This is a genomic window from Pseudomonas marvdashtae, from assembly GCF_014268655.2.
Lineage (GTDB): Bacteria > Pseudomonadota > Gammaproteobacteria > Pseudomonadales > Pseudomonadaceae > Aquipseudomonas > Aquipseudomonas marvdashtae.
This window is the reverse complement of the sequence record NZ_JABWQX020000006.1, coordinates 1-19,800: the sequence shown is the minus strand read 5'-3', so window position 1 is coordinate 19,800 and position 19,800 is coordinate 1. Positions and strand designations below refer to the sequence as shown.

The window sequence follows — 19,800 nt, the reverse complement described above, 5'->3', positions numbered from 1 at the left end:
AGTCCTTAAGCCTTGGGCTCAGCGTCGGCGGGCTTCGGCGCGCTCGCCAGGGCTTGCAACAGCGCTGGGTCCTTGATCGCCTTCATGATGATTTCCTCGGCACCGGTCTTGCCGTCCATGTAGGTCAGCAGGTTGGCCAGTTGGGTGCGCGCTTCGAGCAGCTTGTTCAGCGAATCGATCTTGCGAGCCACGGCCGCAGGGCTGAAGTCGTCCATGCTTTCGAAGGTCAGGTCCAGGCTCAGGTTGCCTTCGCCAGTCAGTTCGTTCGGCACGTGGAACGCCACGCGAGGTTGCATGGCCTTGAGGCGCGAGTCGAAATTGTCGACGTCGATCTCGAGGAACTTGCGGTCGGCCACGGGTGCCAGAGGCTCGGCAGGCTTGCCGGCGAGGTCGGCCATCACCCCCATGACGAAGGGCAACTGGACCTTCTTCTCGGCGCCGTAGAGCTCGACGTCGTACTCGATCTGCACTCGAGGCGCGCGGTTGCGCGCGATGAATTTCTGAGAACTTTGCTTCGCCACGTTGCTGCTCCTGGTCGCTTGAGCGACGGTGTTGGCGTCATCGGGGGTACCTATGACGTGACTGCGTGATCCGCTGGCTTTTATTCGCTATCTGGGCCGCGCAGGTTTTCAAATTGACTCATGCCGTCGGGAATCAGGTTGCGCACGATGGCCGCGAAGTCGGCGTGCACCAGATTCTTGGCCCGATTCAACAGCACCGGCAGCGGGCTGGAGGGCTCATGACGGGTGTAGTACGCGAGGATCCGATCCAGGCTGCGCAAGACGTCGTCGCGGTTGTTGATTTCTCCCGGGACGGTACTGCGCGGCGCGCTGGGGGCGCTGGCGTATTCAACCGGCGCGGCGCTGTCTGGTTCGACAGGATCAGCCAAAGCGCCGTCGCCGCTCTGCGGGGCGAACTGACCGAGAATCTGCAAGGCCATTTTCAGCGGCTGTTTCAACGGGCCGAGGTCCACGCCTTGGGCGGAACCGACCTGGTCGCTGACCTGCTGTTCAATGGCTTCGGCGGCGCTGCGGGCTTCCAGCAGGGCGGCGCGGATGACTTCCAACTGCTCGGGATCGCTGTCGAGCAGGGCGCCGGCGAGCTGCTCGGCACCAAGGCTTTCATCGGCAAAACTTTGCAGGCCGCTGGCGTTGGCGGCGGCGCGCAGGCTGACGGCACCAAAGGTCCGGGAGCGGGCCAGGATGCTTTCGCGCAGCAGGCGAATGGTGACGTCCGACGTCAGGCCGGCGAGGGCATTGATGCGCACGGTAGGATCGTTGTCGTCATCAGCATCCAGGCGTGGATGCAGGTCGGCCCAGTATTGCTTGAGCAATTCGCTGATCAACGTCAATACGCGGGCAAGGCCGGGAATGCCTTCCAGGGCCAGGGAGCTTTGCAACAGGAAATGGGTGATGCGCAGGTCTTTGCTGCGTTGCAGCAGGTCCAGGCTTTGCTGCTGGATGCTGCGCCATTCAGGGGGTTCGGCCGGCAGGATCGAGTCGCCCATGCTGCGCTCGGGCTGGCCTCGGGAATCGCGTTCCAGGCGCAAGAAATCCGCGTCATATTCCAAGTCTTCACCGCAAGGCGAATTCGCGGAAACGGCGGCGAGCAACAAAGGCACATCCACTTGGATCGATCTCCCTATCACCCGCTGAAGAAGTCGGGCAGTGCACACGAAAGTTTCGGATGAAACTTCACATGTTCCTTGACGGTAATGGCGCTATAAATGCGCAATGATCTTATAGTGCCATCATGTATATTCAAGAAGTTGTGCATTTTTGGTGTAGCACTTATCCGTTGTCAAGGTAAGCTATTTCGCCGATGTGACAGTTGTGAGGTGCTTAACAACCCGCGCGACTCGCAGGTCTGAGTAGGTACTGATGCAGGTTTTTTGTCACGCAAGCCGGTTAAGATCAGCAATCATGCTGGCAAAAAGCCGTTTCGCGGTGGTTGGCAAGGTTTGTTGGCGCGTTCGTGGCTTAGGCCCGATGTATCGCCGCCGACAAGAAGTATTCAGCAAGGAGGCGAAATGCCGCTGTGTTTGACTATCACTAGTTATCACAAGATTACCCCCGGCCAGTGTTCTGAAAAGACGCTGGACCAGGGAATGATGGCAATTGGCCGTAGTTCCGATAATGACTGGGTATTGCCGGATCCGGAGCGTTTGGTCTCGGGTAAACATTGCGTTATCCAATACAAGGACGGACGTTATTACCTGACCGATAACAGTACTAACGGTGTGGAATTGGTCAAGGCCGGTATTCGCCTGCGCAAAGGAAACAGCGAGCCGCTGCAGGATGGCGAAATAATCCGCATTGGCGACTATGAGATTCAGGCGCGGGTGGACTTCAACCTGCCGGTGACCGACAGCAATCCGTTTGCCGAAGCGCCCAGCAGTTTCGAAGCCTTGATGGGACGCCAGAGTGCTCCAGTGAACTCGCCGTCGCCGATGCCCGTGTCCGTGCCCGCGCAATTCCAAGGCGTGTCGGCCATGGACACGCTGCCTGATTTGTTCGACTTCCTTGCCCCGACCAGCGTCCCCCCAGCCCCTCAGCCTGACCATGTGCCGGCCGAGCAGCATGATTTTCGTCCGCCTACACCAGTTCCCCGCCCAAGCCCGCCGCCAGTGGTTGAGCCCGTGGCAATGACGTCTGCTCCAGTGATCCCGGATGACTGGGACCTGTTCAGCGACAAGCCCGCACCGATGCCGGTGGCGCCCATCGCCGTCGCGCCGCAGCCGGTGGTTGAGCCCGTTGCCGTGCCGCCAGCTCCACTGGCTGAAGCCAGCTCGCCAGTCGAGCCTGCGCCTGTGCGCGAAGCGCCGATTACTCCCATTGATGCTCCCCAGCCGGACTTGCTGCAAGCCTTCCTGCGCGGCGCCGGACTGGATCAGTTGCGATTGGACAAGGCCCAGGCCGAAGCGCAGATGGAAAGCATCGGACGTAGCTATCGGCTGATGGTCGAGGGACTGATCGATGTACTGCGCGCCCGTAGCAGCCTCAAAGGCGAGTTCCGCATCCAGCAGACGATGATCCAGCCGGTGGAAAACAACCCGTTGAAGTTCGCTCCCAATGTCGACGAGGCGCTGCTGTTGCTGTTGCGCCACGGCAACCAGGCGTTCATGGCCCCGGACGTGGCGGTACGCGACAGTTTCGATGATCTGCGTGCCCATCAACTGGCGGTGATGGCCGGCGTGGAAGCGGCGATCAAACACCTGCTGGCGCGTTTTGAGCCGGCGCAGTTGGAGGCGCGCATGGGCAAGCCCGGCGGACTGTCGGGTATTTTCAGCGGTTCGCGACAGGCCCAGTACTGGCAGCAATTCACTGAGCTCTACAGCAACATCTCCCGCGAGGCCCAGGAAGATTTCCAGGACCTGTTCGGTCGTGAATTCAGCCGTGCCTACGAAGAACACAGCACACGACAGCGACGCCCTTGAGCGTCGCCGGGCCAAGAAACTTTTCATAACGCACACAACGGATAGCTCAAACGTCATTGAGGACGCAGGATGATTCCCAGGTTTTTACTCGTCGTCGCCACAGCGCTGCTGCTGACGGCGTGCGCCAAGGATGCGGCCGCACCCGAGCCCGAAGAGGCCCAGGCCGATACCGCGGCGGTCGAGCTGCACTTTCACGCCATCTCCGGCCTCAACCCCGGCGCCACTGGCCAGCCGGCACCGGTCCGGGTGCGTATCTTCGAGCTCAAGAATGCCGCGACCTTCGGCCGTGCCGATTATTTCGCCTTGGCCGAACGGGCCCAGGCAACGCTGGGCACCGACCTGATCGACCAGGACGAAGTACTGATCCAGCCCAACCAACAGTTGAGCCTGCAACGCGACCTCGACCCGGCCACCCGTCACATTGGAATACTGGTGGGCTATCGCGAGCTGGACCAGTCGCTGTGGCGCACGGTGATGAATGTCCCGGCGCGCCAATACACCGAATACCAGATCAGCCTCGACGTGCGCGCCGTACGCAGCGCCGTTGTCGTCCCCCCATCCAGCCCTGCCCAATAAGCAATCGGAGCCCCCATGTCCTGGAACAATCGCGTGGTCTGGTCGGAAGGCATGTTCATTGGAACGCAGCACTTCCAGCAGCATGACCGTTACCTGGAAAACCTTATCGACGCTCGCAGCCGTCCATTGTCGGCCGGCGCCTGGGGTTTTTCCGAATTGCTGATCGACCAGGGCCTGTTGGCCCAGGGCAAGCTGGCGATCATTTCGGCACGCGGCCTGTTACCGGATGGCACCCCGTTCAACATTCCCCAGGATGACCTCGCGCCGACGCCGCTGAATGTCGACGACAGCCTGCGCGACGGCGTGGTGTACCTGGCCCTGCCGCTCAAGCGTGCCGGTGCCCGCGACACCGTCGATGAAGGTGAAACCCTCGGTGCCGCGCGCTACGTGAGCCAGGTCTGCGAAGTGCGCGACGACAACGCACCGTTCGAAAACCGTGCGCCGGTGGCCGTGGGTTCACGGGCGCTGCGCTTGTTGACGGCCCAGGATGGCCTCGGCGATTACGCCGCGATTGGCGTGGTGCGCATCAAGGAAAAACGCGCCGATCGCGCCTTGGTGCTCGATGACACTTACATCCCACCGCTGCTCGATGTGGCGGCCTCCAAGCCGCTGACGGCGTTTCGCAGTGAACTGCTGGGCCTGCTGCATCAGCGCGGTGAAGCCCTGGCCGGGCGCGTGGTGGCTTCCGGCGCCGGCGGTGCCTCGGAGATCGCCGATTTCATGCTGTTGCAGCTGGTCAACCGTGCCCAGCCGTTGATTCAACACCTCAGCCAAGTGACGCCGCTGCACCCTGAGCGTTTCTACAGTGAACTGGTGAGCCTGGCCGGGGAGTTCTCGACCTTTACCGCGTCCGGGCGACGACCGCAGCAATACCCGCAATACCAACACGACGACCTGGCGCTGAGCTACGCGCCGGTGATGCAGGCCCTGCGCGAGGCCCTGTCGATGCTGATCGACAGCAGGGCCACGCCGATCCCGATTGTCGAGAAAGCCTACGGCATCCACGTGGCGATGCTGGCCGACAAGACCTTGCTCGACAGCGCCAGCTTCATCCTGGTGGTGCGCGCCGACGTGCCGGCCGAAACCCTGCGCGGCCGCTTCGGCCAGCAGAGCAAGGTGGGTTCGGTGGAACACATCCGCGACCTGGTCAACCTGCAACTGCCGGGCATCGGCCTGCTGCCGTTGCCGGTAGCGCCACGGCAGTTGCCGTACCACGCCGGTTCCACCTACTACGAACTCGACCGGGGCAGCGATCACTGGCAGCAATTGAGCAACTCCGGCGGCTTCGCGTTCCACATCGCCGGCCAGTTCCCGGGGCTGAACCTGGCTTTCTGGGCGATCCGAGGATAAACCGCGATGAGCAACGACGATCGTACCCAGTTCATGCCGACACCCGGTGGCCGTGGCGCGGACCCTTTCCGCCCGGACCCGGGACGGGGGCAACCGGCACCCTCGCCGGCGCCGCTGTCGATGCCGGCCGCGCCCGTCCTGACCGGCAAGGCCCAGGGCCTCAATCCGCTGGAAAGCGCCGCCGGCCCGCTGCTGGCGCTGTTGACGCGCCTGCGCAGCACCATCGCCCACCCGGCGCCGGCCAGTTTGCGTGCGCAGCTGCTCGCCTACCTTCGCCAGTTCGAAGAGCGCGCCGAGGCCGCCGGCGTGGTGCGCAACGAGGTGTTGCTGGCCCGCTACGCCTTGTGCACCGCGCTGGACGAAGCCGTGCTGAGCACGCCGTGGGGCGGTGCCAGCGACTGGGGCAAGCAGAGCTTGTTGATCACCGTGCACAACGAAGCCTGGGGCGGCGAAAAAGTCTTCCAGCTGCTGGAGCATTGCCTGCAAAGCCCTCGCGAGCGCTTGTACCTGCTGGAGCTTCTGTACCTGTGCATGTGCCTCGGATTCGAAGGCCGTTATCGGGTGATGAACGACGGCCGCAGCCAACTCGAAGCATTGCGTGAGCGCACCGCTGGCGTCATTCGCAGCGCGCGTGGCGACCACGAGCGCGAGCTGTCGCCGCATTGGCGTGGCGTCGCCGTGGCTCGTGATCGCCTGGCGCAGTTCATGCCGCCGTGGATTGCCGTGGCCATCGGCGTGGCCCTGCTGCTGGCGCTGCTGTTCGGCCTGCGCATGAAACTGGCCTCCGACGCCGAACCGGTGTTCAAGAACATTCATTTCCTGGGCGAGATCCCGGTGCAGACCATCGACCGTCCGGTGGTGCAGCCGAAGGTGATCGAGCGTCCACGCCTGGCCGGTTTCCTCGCCGATGAAATCAGGGCAGGGCGGATTGCCGTGGAAGACGCAGTGGACCGTTCCGTGGTGACGATCCGTGGCGATGAACTGTTCGCCTCGGGCAGCGCCAGCATCAAGGATGATTTCCAGCCGTTGATGCTGCGAATCGCCGACGCGGTGCGCAAGGTCAAGGGCCAGGTCCTGGTCACCGGCCACAGCGACAATCGTCCGATCGCCACGCTCCGGTTCCCATCCAACTGGGCGTTGTCCGAAGCGCGGGCCAGGTCGGTGCTGGACATTCTTTCGGCCAAGACCGGCCAACCCGAGCGCTTCAGCGCCGAGGGTCGCAGCGACACCGAGCCGTTGGCTTCCAATGCCACGACCGAAGGGCGTGCGCGTAATCGTCGGGTTGAAATCACAGTATTGGCGGAGGGGGTCGAGTGAAGGCGTTTTTCAATTTTATGATCCGCTGGGTCATTCCGCTGCTGGGCCTGATCGCCCTGAGCCTGATCATCTGGTTCGTCGGCCCGCTGCTCGATTGGCTGGTTCCCGAAGGCCGCCGCTGGGCGCTGATCATCCTGGTGTTCGCGGTATGGATTGCCTACCGCGTGTTCCGCATCATCCAGGCCCGTCGGCAGGCCGCCGAAGTCATGCGCAGCCTGGCCGAGCAAACCCCTCCGGACCCGACCAGCGTCGCCACCGCCGAAGAACTCGAAACCCTGCGCCAGCGCATGGACGAAGCCTTGGCCTTGCTCAAGAAAGCCAAGCTGGGCGGCGACGAGCGTCGCAACCTTTATGAGTTGCCGTGGTACGTGATCATCGGTCCGCCGGGTTCGGGCAAGACCACCGCGCTGGTCAATTCCGGGCTGCATTTCCCGCTGGCCGCGCAACTGGGTGCCGGTTCGGTGCGTGGCGTGGGCGGCACGCGCAATTGCGATTGGTGGTTCACCGACCAGGCGGTTTTGCTCGACACCGCCGGCCGCTACACCACCCAGGACAGCGACGCGACGGTCGATAAAGCCGCGTGGCTGGGCTTTCTCGGCTTGCTGAAAAAGCAGCGGGCGCGGCGCCCGATCGATGGCGCGTTCATCGCCATCAGCCTGTCGGACCTGTTGCTCGGCAGCGACGCCGAGCGCGCCGCCCACGCTGCGGCGATCCGCTTGCGTATCCAGGAGTTGTACAGCCAATTGGGCGTGCGTTTCCCGGTGTACCTGATGCTCACCAAGCTCGACCTGGTGCCCGGCTTCATGGAGTACTTCGACAACCTGAGCAAGGAAGAGCGCGCCCAGGTCTGGGGCATGACCTTCGCCCTGGATGACGGCAAGAGCAACGACAGCCCACTGGCACATCTGCAAAGTGAGTTCACCCTGCTGGAGCAGCGCCTCAACGACCGCTTGGTCGAACGCCTGCAACAAGAGCGCGACCCGGCGCGGCGCGACTTGATTTACGGTTTCCCGCAGCAGTTCGGCGCGCTGAAGGATTGCCTGCAAAGCTTCCTCGACGGCGTATTCAAGCCCAACGCCTTTGAAGAGCGCGTGTTGCTGCGCGGTGTGTATTTCACCAGCGGTACCCAGGAGGGCAGCCCGATCGATCGCCTGATCGGCTCCATGGCCCAGAGCATGAACCTGGACCGCCAGCACCTGGCGCGCCAGACCGGCACCGGTCGCAGTTATTTCATCGAGAAGCTCTTCACCGCCGTGGCCTTCGCCGAGCGCGGGTTGGTAGGCGTCGACCCGAAAGTCGAGCGTCGGCGCAAATGGATCGCCCGCGGTGTGCTGGCCTCCACCGTCGTGCTGGTGCTGGTGGTCAGCACCTTGTGGTGGGTCAGCTATCGCGCCAATCAGGCCTACATTGCCCAGGTCGACCAAAAGGTCGCGCCACTGGGCCAGACCGTGCAGAACCTCAGCCCGGCACAGCGCGATGTGCTTGCAGTATTGCCGCTGCTCAACGCCGTGAAGCACCTGGCCGACGACGCTCCGGACTGGGCCGAAGGCCTGGGTTTGTATCAGGGCGACATGCTCGAAGCCGAGTCCGGCAGCGTCTATCGCAAGCTGTTGATTGCGGTGTTCGCGCCACGCCTGCTGACACGCATCGAAGAGCAACTGCACAGCGGCGGCAATTCGGATTTCCTCTACGAAGGCTTGAAGGCCTACCTGATGCTCGCCGACACCGAGCATTACGACGCCGACTTCATCAAGGCCTGGATCGCCCTGGATTGGGACCGCAGCCTGCCGCGGGACTTGCCGGCCGAGCAGCGCCAGGCCCTGGCCGCACATTTGCAGGCGCTGTTCGAGCGGCGTCCGCCCCTCGCGCGCCTCGACCCGCGTCTGGTCGAAGACCTGCGCCGCCAGTTGCAGCAATTGCCGGTGGCCCAGCGGGTCTATGACCGGATCAAGCGCCAGAAACTGCCCGAGGGCATCCCGGACTTCCGCATCAACGAAGCCGCCGGGCGTGACGCCGCGCTGGTGTTCAGCCGCAAGAGCGGCAAGCCATTGGGCGAGCCGTTGAGCGGGTTCTTCACCGTCAAGGGCTACCGCCAGGGCTTCTTGCTCAGCAGCCTGAGCCAGACCGGCACCCTCGCCGAAGAGCAATGGGTGTTGGGTCATGAAGAGGCTGATCAACAAAACGTCGCCAGCCTGGCCGCCGACGTGCGTCGCCTGTATTTCCAGGACTACCAGCGCCAATGGGACGCCTTGCTGGCCGACATCGACTTCGTGCCGATCACCAGCGTGGCCCAGGCCGCCGATGTGCTGCGGGTGCTTTCCGGCCCGACCTCGCCGTTGAAAAAACTGTTGGTGGCGGTGGCGAAGGAAACCGATCTGCAACAGGACGAACGCTTGCTGGCCGCCCAAGGCGTGCCGGCGGGCGACGGTGTGGACAAGCTCAAGGAACGCCTGGGCAGCTTGCTCGGCCAGGAGCAGGCCACGCCAAACGCGCCGACGACCAGCGATGACCCGATCACCGCGCATTTTGCCGAGCTCAACAGCATCGTCAGCAAAAGCGAAGGCGAACCGGCGGCCATCGACGGCTTGCTGGCGGACATGAACGCCCTGTACGTGCAGGTCAGTGCCATGGTCGGCGCCAGCGGCGACGCCTTGCTCGGTGAAGCCAAGAACCAGGCATCGGCCGCCGCTACCCGCGTCAGCCTCAACGCCGAACGCCAGCCGCCGCTGGTGCAAGGGTTGGTCAAGTCGGTGGTCAACTCCACCACCAACACCATGATGGGTGGGGTGCGCAATCAACTGAATGCGGCGTGGACCAGCGAAGTGGTGAACATCTATCGCCAGTCCCTGGCCGGACGCTATCCGATGTCGCCAGGCAGCGCGCGGGACGCGACGCTGGATGACTTCGGCCAGTTCTTCGGCGTTGGCGGGGTGATGGACAACTACTTCCGCAAATACCTGCAACCCTACGTCGACACCTCGACCCAGACCTGGCGCTGGCAGCCGGGCGCGGCGCAGAAGCTCGGTATTTCTCCAGGCGTGCTGCAAACGTTCCAGCGCGCGGCGACCATTCGCGATGCGTTCTTCCGTTCCGGTGGCACCCAGCCGATGGTGCGTTTCGAACTCAAGCCGGTGGCGATGGACTCGACCATCACCCAGTTCCTGCTCGACCTCGACGGCCAGCAGTTGAGCTATGACCACGGCCCGAGCCGGCCGACCGCCATGCAGTGGCCGAACCCCGGCAGCATCGGCGTGGTGCGGATCTCGATCATGCCGCCGTCGTCCAGCGGTCGTTCCGGTATCACCCTGGACGGGCCATGGGCCTGGTTCCGCCTGCTGGAGCAATCGGACCTGACTGCCGGCAATTCTCCGGACCGCTTCAACCTGCGGCTGCGGGTCGATGGCGCCAGTGCTTCTTATGAGCTGCGGGCCAACAGCGCCTTCAACCCGTTCAAGAGCCGGGTGCTCAGTGGCTTCAGCCTGCCGGAGCGTCTATGAGTACACCGGGTTTCTATGGAAAGTTGGCCAGCCGCGGGGATTTCGTCAGCCGTGGCTTGCCGCAGAGTTTTATCGCCCCGTGGGATTCGTGGCTGGCGGCGGGTTTGCTCGCCAGCCAGACCAGCCTCGGCGAGCGCTGGCTGGATGCCTACCTGGTCAGTCCGCTGTGGCGCTTCATGGTCGCGCCCGGCGTGTGCGGACCGGACGCCGCCGTGGGTGTGGTGATGCCGAGCATCGACCGGGTCGGGCGCTATTTTCCGCTGTCCGTCGCGGTGTTGCTCGACCCGGAGGCGGACCCGGCCTCGGTGGTCGGTGGTGCGGACGATTGGTTCGAGCGGGTCGAGAATTTGCTGCTGAGCACGTTGAGCGTGGAGGCCAGTTTCGAGGCGTTCAACGAACAGCTGGAAACCCTCGGCAGCCCGATATGCCTGCCACGCACGCCGAGCAGCCGCTTCGCCAGCCTGCATCGTTTCGATGCCACTGACTCGCAACGACGGATGAGCGCCCTGGCCGAGTCGGCCTGTGAAGGCGTCAGCCTGTGGTGGGGCCAGGGTTCGGAGCGCATCGCGCCCGGTTTGATGCGTTGCCAGGGATTGCCGGCCGCCGCCGATTTTGCGCAATTTTTGCTCGGCCAAGAAGGTGTTGTGTAGATGCGTCCAAGTGCTGGAAAAGCCTTCAAGTCTGCAAGCAAGAGCCATGTCGGCATGGTCCGCCAGGTCAACGAAGACGCCTGCCTGGACCTGCCCGAAAACGGTCTGTGGGTGGTCGCCGACGGCATGGGTGGGCACGCGGCGGGCGACTACGTCAGCAGCCTGATCGTCGACAGCCTGCGCGGCATTGCCGTGGGTCGTTCTTTGGACGAATACGTCGCGGCGCTGCAAAGCGACCTGCTGCGGGTCAACGCCGCCGTGCGTGAAGAAACCGCCAACCGTGGCGTGACCATGATGGGCAGCACCGTGGTGGTGCTGGCCACCCGTGACTTGCGCGGCATGTGCCTGTGGGCCGGGGACAGCCGCTTGTATCGCCTGCGCGACGGCGTGCTCGACGGCATTTCCCGGGACCACAGCTACGTCCAGGATTTGCAGGACAGCGGCCTGCTCAGCGAAGCCGAGGCGCGGGTGCATCCACGGGCCAACATCGTCACCCGCGCCATTGGCGTCGAGGGGCAACTGAACCTGGCGATGACCGAGTTGCTGCTGGTGCCTGGCGACAGCTACCTGTTGTGCAGCGACGGCTTGACCAAGACCGTCGAAGACGAAGAAATCCGCGAAGTGCTGAGCCACGACGAGCCCGGCGAAATTGCCAGCAGCCTGGTGTCCCTGGGCTTGATGCGCGGTGCGCCGGACAACATCACCGTGGTCGTTGTGAAGGTGCCGTCATGAGCTTGCCCCTGAACATTGTCATCCCCGGCTACGACATTGAAGGGCCGATCGGCGAAGGCGCGATGGCCAGCGTGTACCTGGCGACCCAGCGTTCGCTGGAGCGCAAGGTGGCGTTGAAAGTCATGGCCGCTGCCCTGGCCGCCGACCCGACCTTCTGCGAGCGTTTTTTGCGCGAGGGCAAGACCCTGGCGCGCTTGTCGCACCCGCACACCGTCACCATCCATGACATCGGCAATGTCGGTGAGCTGTACTACATGGCGATGGAATACCTGCCCAACGGCACGCTCAAGGAACGCATCGCCGCGGGCCTGACGCCGGAGCAGGGCCTGACCTACATCCGCCAGATCGCCTCGGCCCTGGGTTATGCCCACGGTTTGGGGCTGGTGCACCGGGACGTCAAACCGGCCAACATCCTCTTTCGCGCCGACGGTACGGCGGTGCTCTCGGACTTCGGCATCGCCAAGTCCCTGGACGACCGCACCCAGTTCACCCAGGCCGGCTTTGCCGTCGGCACGCCCAGCTACATGAGCCCGGAACAGGCCCGTGGCCAGGACATTGACGGCCGCGCCGACCTGTATGCCCTGGGCGTGGTGCTCTACGAAATCCTCGTCGGCAAGCTGCCGTACACCGGCAACGACGCACTCTCCACGGCCCTGGCCCACCTGACCGAACCGCTGCCGGAATTGCCGGTGCACCACGGTCGTTATCAGGACGTATTGCGCAAGTTGCTGGCGAAGGACCCGGCGGAGCGCTTCCCGGATGCGACGGCGTTGTTGCGGGCGTTGGATAACCTGCCTGAGGCATCGGCGCAAGCGACGCTGATCCGGCCGTTGTCGTTTGAACTGCCGGCCACGCCGCCTGCCGTGGACGACTTGGCGGGCCTGACGCCGATGTCCATCGACATTCCCAGCGGCCCGGCGCAACCGCAATCACAGCTACACCCCAAGCCTGTCCCGCCGCCGATCAAACCGACGCCGCACTCCACGGTCTCGGAGCAACGCAAAGGCCCGGTGTTCGCCCTCGCTGCCGTTGCGGTGGCGGTAGCCCTGGCGTTGGGTGGCGCGGGTTATTGGTGGTTGTCGGGTGATGACGCAAAAGCGACGAAGCCGCCCGTGGTTTCAACGCCTCCCGTCTACAAGACAGCCGAAAAAACACCTGAAGCGCCGCCGGCCAAACCTCCCGTGGCGCCACCGGTGACGCCGCCCGTGGCGCCCGAGGCCGACGGTGGCCAGCGCCCGCTGTTGATGGCCGGCAAGAAAACCCTGTTCCAGCGCGTGCTCAGCAAACCGGGGGCCAAGCTGGCCGCCGAACCGGGCGCCGCGCCGGGCAAGGCATTGCCGGCGTTTTCGGTGCTGTACGTCTACCAGCGCAAGGACGTCGACGGCGGCGCGTGGGTGCGGGTCGGCGCGGCCACCGACGGGCGCAGCGACGGCTGGTTGCCCGCCGCCCAGGTCAGCGATTGGAAGCAGAGCCTGGTGCTCAAGTTCACCGAGCGCTCCGGCCGTGCGCCGGTGATGTTCCTGCGCCAGCCCGGCGAAGTGGAGAAGCTGCTGGCGAACCCGTCAGCCGCCAAGAATGCGCTGCTCAAAGCCCAGCACAATCCTCAGGACAATCAGCAAGTGCTGGCCCTGGAGCCGGCCGCCAGCGCCGTGCCGCAGAATCAGTTCTACCTGTTGCCGATCTTCGATTCCCGCGAAAGCTTCGACGATAACGGCCAGCCGGTGCAGTTGCTGAACGTGGCCTCCATCGACCCCGGAAGCGCGCAGAAAAACGCGACCAACACGCCGATCACCGCCGCCAATGCCGATGCGTTCCGCACCGCCGTGGTGTTGGTGGTGGACACCACCGTGTCGATGCAGCCCTACATCGATCAGGTCCGCGACGTGGTGCATCAACTGCAAACCCGCATCGGCGAACGTGGCGAGTTGGACAGCGTCAGCTTCGCCATGGTCGGTTTTCGCAGCAGTACCAAGAAAACCCCGGGCCTGGAGTACACCGCCAAAACCTTGATCACCCTGGAACAGGGTCGCGACCCACAACGCTTCCTGGAAATGGCGCGGCAGGTCAAGGCCTCCACCGTGTCGAGTCATTCGTTCAACGAAGACGCGTTTGCCGGCGTCATGGAAGCGGTGGAGGGCATGGACTGGTCCGGTTACGGCGGGCGTTTGATCCTGCTGGTCACCGACGCCGGTGCGCTGCGCAAGAACGACCCGTTTGCCGCCACGCAAATGAACGAAGCCGAAGTGCGCCAGGCGGCGTTGGGCAAGCAGATCAAGATCTACGCCCTGCACCTGCTCAGCGACGCCGGCAAGAAAACCCATGCCGGCGCGCAGGTCCAGTATCGCACACTGACCGCCGACGCCAACCCGCAAATCGGTGACCTGTACATTCCGGTGCCGGGCGCCGATGTGCGCAAGTTCGGCGAACGCGTCGACGAGATCGGCTCGGTGTTCGCCGACCTCGTCCATCAAGTGCGCAGCAACAAGCCGCAGAGCGTACCGTTACTCAGCGCCGCGCCAAGCCTGGCCGACAAATCGGCAGCGGTCGGCTACGCGATGCACATGGATTTTCTCGGGCGCAAATCCGCCAGCCAGGCGCCGCAGCTGGTCAGAGCCTGGACCGCCGACCGCGACCTGACCAACCCGGCGCTGCCGGCGTTCCAGGTCTGCGTGATGCTCACCAAGCTGCAACTCAACGACCTGCAGCAGTCGCTGAAGCTGATCGTCGATGCGGCCCGCAAGACCCAGAGTTCGCCCAAGGATTTCTTCCAGGAAATCGCCAGCGCCAGCGCCTATATGAGCCGCGACCCATCAGCCTTGCGCAAGGGCGGCAACCTCGCCAACGGGGGAGTTCTCGGCGAGTACCTGGAGGGGCTGCCGTACCGCAGCAAATCGCTGAGCATGACCCAGGACCTGTGGCTGTCCTTGAGCGTGGCCGAGCAGGAAGACTTTATCGACGAGCTGGAATCGAAAATCCGCCTCTACGAAACCTTCCACAATGACCTCGCCAACTGGGTGCGCTTCGGCGATGCCGAGCCGGGCGATGCCTTGTACCGCGTTCCGTTGTCGACGCTGCCGTGATGCTGAACCTTAGCGCAGTGCACAAAAGCCGGGGCGCCGGCAGCCAGCGCTACAGCCTGGTGATTCCACGGCTGCAATTGCGCGGCGGTGAACATCTGGCGGTGGTCGGCCCTAGCGGGTGCGGCAAGAGCACGTTGCTCGATTTACTGGCATTGGTGCTGGCGCCGGATCAGGCCGCTCAGTTCGACTTCACCCCCGCCAGCGCGCCGCTGGACATCGCCAGATTGTGGCGTGCGTCGCAACAGGACACCTTGGCCGAGCTGCGCAGTCGTCACCTGGGTTATGTTCTGCAGGCCGGTGGCCTGTTGGGCTTCCTGGACGTACGCGGGAACATCGAGTTGTCGCGCAAACTGCTGGGTTTGAAGGATGACGGCAGCGTGAAGCGCCTGGCCGGACAATTGGACATTGCCGATCAACTGGACAAGAAACCGGCGGACCTTTCCGTCGGCCAGCGCCAGCGGGTCAGCTGCGCCCGTGCCTTGGCCCACGGGCCGCGCCTGCTGCTGGCGGATGAGCCGACCGCCGCGCTGGATCCGCTGAATGCCGAGCGTGTCATGCAACTGCTGGTGAGCCAGGCCCGCGAACACGGCGTGGCCTGCGTGGTCGCCACTCACGACGAGGCGCTGGCCCGCGCCAGCGGTTTGCAGGTGCGGCGTATCAGTTGCCGTCGCGACACGGACGGCGGCGTCACCGCCACACTCGGGGAGGCTTGCTGATGCGCGGCGCGCTGGTGGCTTCCCTGGCCTGGCAGGACTATCGCAACGACGCCTGGCTGTCGGCCTGTTCGGTGCTGGCGTTGGTGGCCGTGGTGGCGCCGTTGCTGGTGTTGTTCGGCCTCAAGTTCGGCCTGGTCAGTAGCTTGACCGAACGCTTGCAGAACGATCCGGCCACCCGGGAAATCATCCCGTTGGGCGGCGGTCGTTTCAGCGCCGGACTCGTCGAGCAGTTGGGGCAGCGCAGCGACGTCGCCTTCGCCTTGCCGCGCACCCGGCAGATCGCGGCCACGGCAGATTTGTCCACCGAGGCGACGGCCGTCACGGTCGAGATGATTCCAACGGCGGCGGGCGATCCTCTGTTCGATCAACGGCCGGTGCCTCAAGGCTTGGAACAAGTGGTGCTCAGCCAGACCACCGCGGAAAAACTCGGGGCCAAGGCCGGCGATTGGTTGCAGGCCAGCTTCGGTCGGCAAGTGGCCGGCCGCAGCGAGGCGCAGCGTACCCGCGTGCAAGTGCTGCATGTGCTGCCACTGGAAGCCTTCGCCCGGGACGGCCTGTTTGCCCCGCTGGCATTGCTGGAGGCTGCCGAGGATTACCGCGACGGTCGCGCCGTGCCCGCGTTCGGCTGGCCGGGCGACGGGGTGGGCGAGGCCGGGCAGCGGGTCTATCCGGCGTTTCGCTTGTATGCCCGCAGCCTTGGCGATGTCGAGCCGCTGCGCCAGTATTTTGTTGGGCAGAACCTGCTGGTATCGACCCAGGCCCAGACCATCGCACAAGTGCAATCGTTGAGCCGCAATCTGTCGATCGTATTTTGGATCATCGCCGGGTTGGCCTTGGCCGGCGCGTTCGCGGCGATTTTTGCCGGTGCCCTGGCAGCAGTCGAACGCAAGCGCCGGGAGTTGTCGGTGTTGCGCCTGTTGGGTGTGTCCACGGCGGCGCTGTTGTTGTTCGTGGTGTTGCAGGCGCTCTACAGCGCCACGTTTGCCGCCCTGCTGAGTGCCGGCCTGTATGGCCTGGCGCAGTCGGGCCTGAATCATTTATTTGCGCAGATGCCCGGCGAATACGCCAGCCATCTGCTGGTGCGTCACTACACCTTGGCCCTGGTGGCCGTGCTCGGCATCAGCGCCGTCGCGGCGGCTTGCGGTGGCTGGCGGGTGGCGCGCATCCAGGCGTCTGAAGGAATTCGCGATGTATAAGTTATTGGGCGCCGCCGTGGCGCTGAGCCTGGCCAGCCTGACATGGGCTGATGAGGCCACGGACAAGCTGGACAACCCCAAGCCATTGCCCGACGACGTCAGCCTGCCGCTGCCGTGCGAAGGGCAGATGGTGTTCCGCTACGTCTACATCCTCGCCCAGGGCACCCTGGACGACCGCGAGATCAGCCTCGGCTACCCGTTCAGCGAAGGCGAGGCGGGTTATCAGCAGTCGTTCATTTCCGGCTACCGGCGCGATTTCATCAACGGCCAGTTCACCCTCAAGGACTTGCCTAAGGATTGGAACAAGACCATCACGCCGTTGATGCCCAAGACCGACGCCAAGACGCCGCTCAAGCCGATGCTGTACTTCATCGGCAAATACGAAGTCACCGCCCGCCAGTACGCCCAGGTCATGGCCCAGGCGCAATCGCTGGCCAGCGGTGAGCCCGCGCCGGCCTGCGAGGCGCTGCTGGCCGAGCTGCCCCAAGGCATGGCCGGGCGGTTGCCCAAGGTGAAACTGTCGAAGTTCGAGGCCGAGCGTTTCTCGGCGGTGTACAGCGCCTGGCTGATGAAATACCACAAGGACTTGCTGCCAGTGAGCGGGCGCGGCAGCTCCGCGGAAGACGGCGGGTTGGGCTTCGTGCGCCTGCCTACCGAAGTGGAATGGGAGTTCGCCGCCCGTGGCGGCCACGCCGTCAGCCGCCAGGACCTGGAAGGACGCCTGTTCCCCCGGCGCCTGGAAGGCAGTGAAAGCGACGGACCGCTGGCCGATTGGGCGGTGTTCAACCAAGTCGCCGGCGGCACCGGCCAGGCAGCGCGGCTGATGCCCATCGGCACCAAATTGTCGAACCCGATTGGTTTGTTCGACGTGGTGGGTAACGCAGCCGAGATGGTCCAGGAATCCTTTCAATTGGTGCACGCCGGTCGCCGCCAGGGCGCCTATGGCGGCTTCGTGGTCAAGGGCGGCAATTACCTGGAAGGCGAGGGCACGCTATTCACCGGCATGCGCCGCGAGTACCCGTTGTTCGCCGCCGATGGCACCGAGCAAAGCAACGAAACCACCGGGTTCCGCGTGGCCGTCGGTGCCTTGTCCGCACCGCGCTCGCGCTACAAGGAACTGTTTGCCCAATGGCAGAAAGAAGGGCGGCTCGCCTCACTGACCGACGCCATCGACGACGCCGACGACCCGACCAAGCGCCTGGACAGCATCATTGCCGCCAGCGCCGATCCGCGCTTGCAAGCCGAACTCGGGCTGGTCAACGAAGAACTCAAGCGCAACGTCTCGCTTATCGCCCAGCAGCGCGAGGAAGCGGCGGGCAACCTGATCCAGTCTTCGGCCCTGGTGGCCGAGACGATCAACAACTACAACATTCGCCTGACCAATTTGCAGAACAGTCGGCAGATCGCCTTGGACGCCAAGGATGAGGCCAGCGCCCAACTGTTCGCCACGGCCATCGACAACGGCCGCAGTGCGCTGGATGGCGCGGTGGCGATCTACATCGACAACCTGGCAACCGGCACGCGCTACACCGATGCCGTGATCCAGGCGCAGTTCCAGCGCATCAAGGAAGAATTGGAGCGCAAACCGGTACTGGGCAAGAGCCTGGTGGCGCGTGCAACGTTATTCGTTCGTCATGTCGGGGATTATCGTCAGCAAAAACGAGCCGACCCGGCGGCGATATTGAAGGAATTGCTCGCATCGAGCGCTCAGCGGTCTTGAGTGTTCGTTGTCAGCGAGCTTGGAAGGGACTCAGGCGGCGATGGGGCTGTGCTGAGCTGGTCAAAACTTAAACGAGAACACAACTATGCTTTTCTCCCGTAAACCTTTTGCTTCGGTTTCCAAGCGTCACTTGCTGATGGTCGCTGTCGGCTTCAGCACTGTACTGACCGGTTGCGCCACGTCGCCGACTTCCAAGGTCGCCTCGAGCACCAAGGTCGAGTACTACCCGAACTGCTACGAGCCGGTGCAGCACTTGCGTGCAACCGAAGGCAGCATGACTAAGTCGGTCGTCACCGGCGCAGCCGTTGGCGCTGTTGGCGGTGCACTGTTGGGCGCCCTGACCGCTGACAAGGAAGACCGTGGTCGCAACGCCGCCATCGGTGCTGCTGGCGGCGCACTGGCCGGCGGTGCAGCCGGTTACTACACCGAACGCCAGAAGCAGATCGCCGATGACAACATGCGCATCGCCTCTTACGCTGCCGACGTCAGCAAAAGCGCTTCGGACATTGACCGCAGCACCGCCTACGCCAGGACCTCGCAGCAGTGCTACCAGAACGCGTTCAGCAAATTGGTTGCCGACCGCAAGGCCAAGACCGTCAATGACATTGAGGGCCGCAAGCGCCTGGCAGAAATCGTTGCTGGCCTGAAAGAGTCGAATGACCTGATCGTCGCGGTGAACGGCAAGGCGTCCGAAGACCTGAACAACTACACCCAGGCTTATGAGAAAGATCTGCAGCAAGTGGGTGTGCAGCGTACTGACGTGGTGACCGTGGCGACGGCTGACACTACCCAGGTTGTGGCTCAGACCACCAACAAGAAAAAGAAGATCGTACAGCCGGCGAAGAAGAAGGATTTGCCAACCGTTCCGAAAGAAGCGGTCGCTACTGAGAAGACCTTGCAGGACGCCAAGGCTAAGCAGGATCAAAGCAAGCAGATCGCCAATGCCGGCACCACTCAGGTGAACAGCATGTGCAAGAGCCCGGACCTGGGTGATTGGGCACCGGTGCCTTGCCCGAATGTTTGATTGAGTGCATATCCATTGCTGCGGTGATGGCGGCTGGCGGTTACGCCCTTACGGCGTGTCACTTTTGGCAGACGCCCCAAAAGTAACCAAAAGGTCTTGCCCCACCACTCGGCACCTCGCCTAGGCTCGGCGTGCCCGAACGCAGGCATTGCTCCGTGGGCCGCCGCGAAGGGTCATCCATGACCCAGCGCGGCTATCCCGGCATCCATGCCGGGATGCCCACTGCGCAATACCTGCGTTCGGCCAGCGTGGTTAACGGGGCCCGCAGATCAAAAGCAAAAGCGAGGCGGCCTTAAAGCCGACCTGGTTTCTTGTCGTACTCCGCTCCAATTGTGACCGCGAGTCTGCTCCCGAAGGGTTCTTTCAGCTTGCCTCGATGCCCGTCCTATCCCTTGGCCGAAGGTGTCGCCATCCCCTTTGTTTCCAAATGATCCAACGCTCGCTCAACCAGCAGCTGAACTCCATCGGCCATGCGGCTGATCGCCAGGGCGACGCAGCGGCGTGAG

Annotated in this window: 15 protein-coding genes; 12 read left to right on the top strand and 3 right to left on the bottom strand. The window is 63.8% G+C overall.

Going from position 1 to position 19,800, the window contains the following annotated elements:
- Positions 1-5 precede the first annotated feature (5 nt).
- Together tssB and tssA are read right to left on the bottom strand one after the other, a co-directional pair.
- A complete protein-coding gene (tssB, locus tag HU742_RS24960) occupies positions 6-521 on the bottom strand; it encodes a type VI secretion system contractile sheath small subunit (RefSeq protein WP_186633609.1) in 516 nt (171 codons plus the stop codon).
- An 80-nt stretch (positions 522-601) separates the two neighbouring features.
- Positions 602-1,627, bottom strand: coding sequence for a type VI secretion system protein TssA (gene tssA / locus HU742_RS24955; RefSeq protein ID WP_186633612.1), 1,026 nt, complete (start codon positions 1,625-1,627; stop codon positions 602-604).
- Positions 1,628-2,029: 402 nt separating this feature from the next.
- Here tssA and tagH point away from each other — a divergent pair, with 402 nt between their 5' ends.
- The 12 genes from tagH (at position 2,030) to tagQ (ending at position 19,294) form a co-directional block, all read left to right on the top strand.
- Positions 2,030-3,436, top strand: a complete 1,407-nt coding sequence (gene tagH / locus HU742_RS24950; RefSeq protein ID WP_186643371.1) for a type VI secretion system-associated FHA domain protein TagH — start codon at positions 2,030-2,032, stop codon at positions 3,434-3,436.
- Positions 3,437-3,505: 69 nt separating this feature from the next.
- Complete coding sequence (gene tssJ / locus HU742_RS24945) at positions 3,506-4,012, top strand: type VI secretion system lipoprotein TssJ (protein ID WP_186633618.1); 507 nt, start codon at positions 3,506-3,508, stop codon at positions 4,010-4,012.
- A 15-nt stretch (positions 4,013-4,027) separates the two neighbouring features.
- Complete coding sequence (gene tssK / locus HU742_RS24940; RefSeq protein WP_186633621.1) at positions 4,028-5,362, top strand: type VI secretion system baseplate subunit TssK; 1,335 nt, start codon at positions 4,028-4,030, stop codon at positions 5,360-5,362.
- A gap of 6 nt (positions 5,363-5,368) precedes the next feature.
- Positions 5,369-6,679, top strand: a complete 1,311-nt coding sequence (locus HU742_RS24935) for a DotU family type VI secretion system protein (RefSeq protein WP_186643372.1) — start codon at positions 5,369-5,371, stop codon at positions 6,677-6,679.
- Complete coding sequence (tssM, locus tag HU742_RS24930; RefSeq protein ID WP_186643373.1) at positions 6,676-10,176, top strand: type VI secretion system membrane subunit TssM; 3,501 nt, start codon at positions 6,676-6,678, stop codon at positions 10,174-10,176. Before HU742_RS24935 ends, tssM begins: the two co-directional genes overlap by 4 nt.
- Positions 10,173-10,826 carry a type VI secretion system-associated protein TagF gene (gene tagF / locus HU742_RS24925; RefSeq protein ID WP_186643374.1) on the top strand — a complete coding sequence of 218 codons (654 nt, stop codon included), beginning with the start codon at positions 10,173-10,175 and terminating at the stop codon, positions 10,824-10,826. The genes tssM and tagF overlap by 4 nt, the downstream gene beginning before the upstream one ends.
- The gene (locus tag HU742_RS24920; protein ID WP_186643375.1) at positions 10,827-11,558 is read left to right on the top strand and encodes a PP2C family protein-serine/threonine phosphatase; all 732 of its coding nucleotides are present in this window, start codon (positions 10,827-10,829) and stop codon (positions 11,556-11,558) included.
- On the top strand, positions 11,555-14,638 hold the full coding sequence (locus HU742_RS24915; protein ID WP_186643376.1) for a serine/threonine-protein kinase: 3,084 nt from the start codon (positions 11,555-11,557) through the stop codon (positions 14,636-14,638). Before HU742_RS24920 ends, HU742_RS24915 begins: the two co-directional genes overlap by 4 nt.
- The gene (locus HU742_RS24910) at positions 14,638-15,354 is read left to right on the top strand and encodes an ABC transporter ATP-binding protein (protein WP_186634427.1); all 717 of its coding nucleotides are present in this window, start codon (positions 14,638-14,640) and stop codon (positions 15,352-15,354) included. Before HU742_RS24915 ends, HU742_RS24910 begins: the two co-directional genes overlap by 1 nt.
- Positions 15,354-16,550, top strand: a complete 1,197-nt coding sequence (locus tag HU742_RS24905) for an ABC transporter permease (RefSeq protein ID WP_186643377.1) — start codon at positions 15,354-15,356, stop codon at positions 16,548-16,550. The genes HU742_RS24910 and HU742_RS24905 overlap by 1 nt, the downstream gene beginning before the upstream one ends.
- Positions 16,543-18,270 carry a formylglycine-generating enzyme family protein gene (locus HU742_RS24900; protein ID WP_437179912.1) on the top strand — a complete coding sequence of 576 codons (1,728 nt, stop codon included), beginning with the start codon at positions 16,543-16,545 and terminating at the stop codon, positions 18,268-18,270. The genes HU742_RS24905 and HU742_RS24900 overlap by 8 nt, the downstream gene beginning before the upstream one ends.
- Before the next feature lie 85 nt (positions 18,271-18,355).
- A complete protein-coding gene (tagQ, locus tag HU742_RS24895) occupies positions 18,356-19,294 on the top strand; it encodes a type VI secretion system-associated lipoprotein TagQ (RefSeq protein WP_186643378.1) in 939 nt (312 codons plus the stop codon).
- Between the two features lie 385 nt (positions 19,295-19,679).
- Here tagQ and HU742_RS27160 read toward each other — a convergent pair.
- A partial coding sequence (locus HU742_RS27160; RefSeq protein WP_437179913.1) for a DUF6124 family protein occupies positions 19,680-19,800 on the bottom strand: 121 nt, incomplete at its 5' end.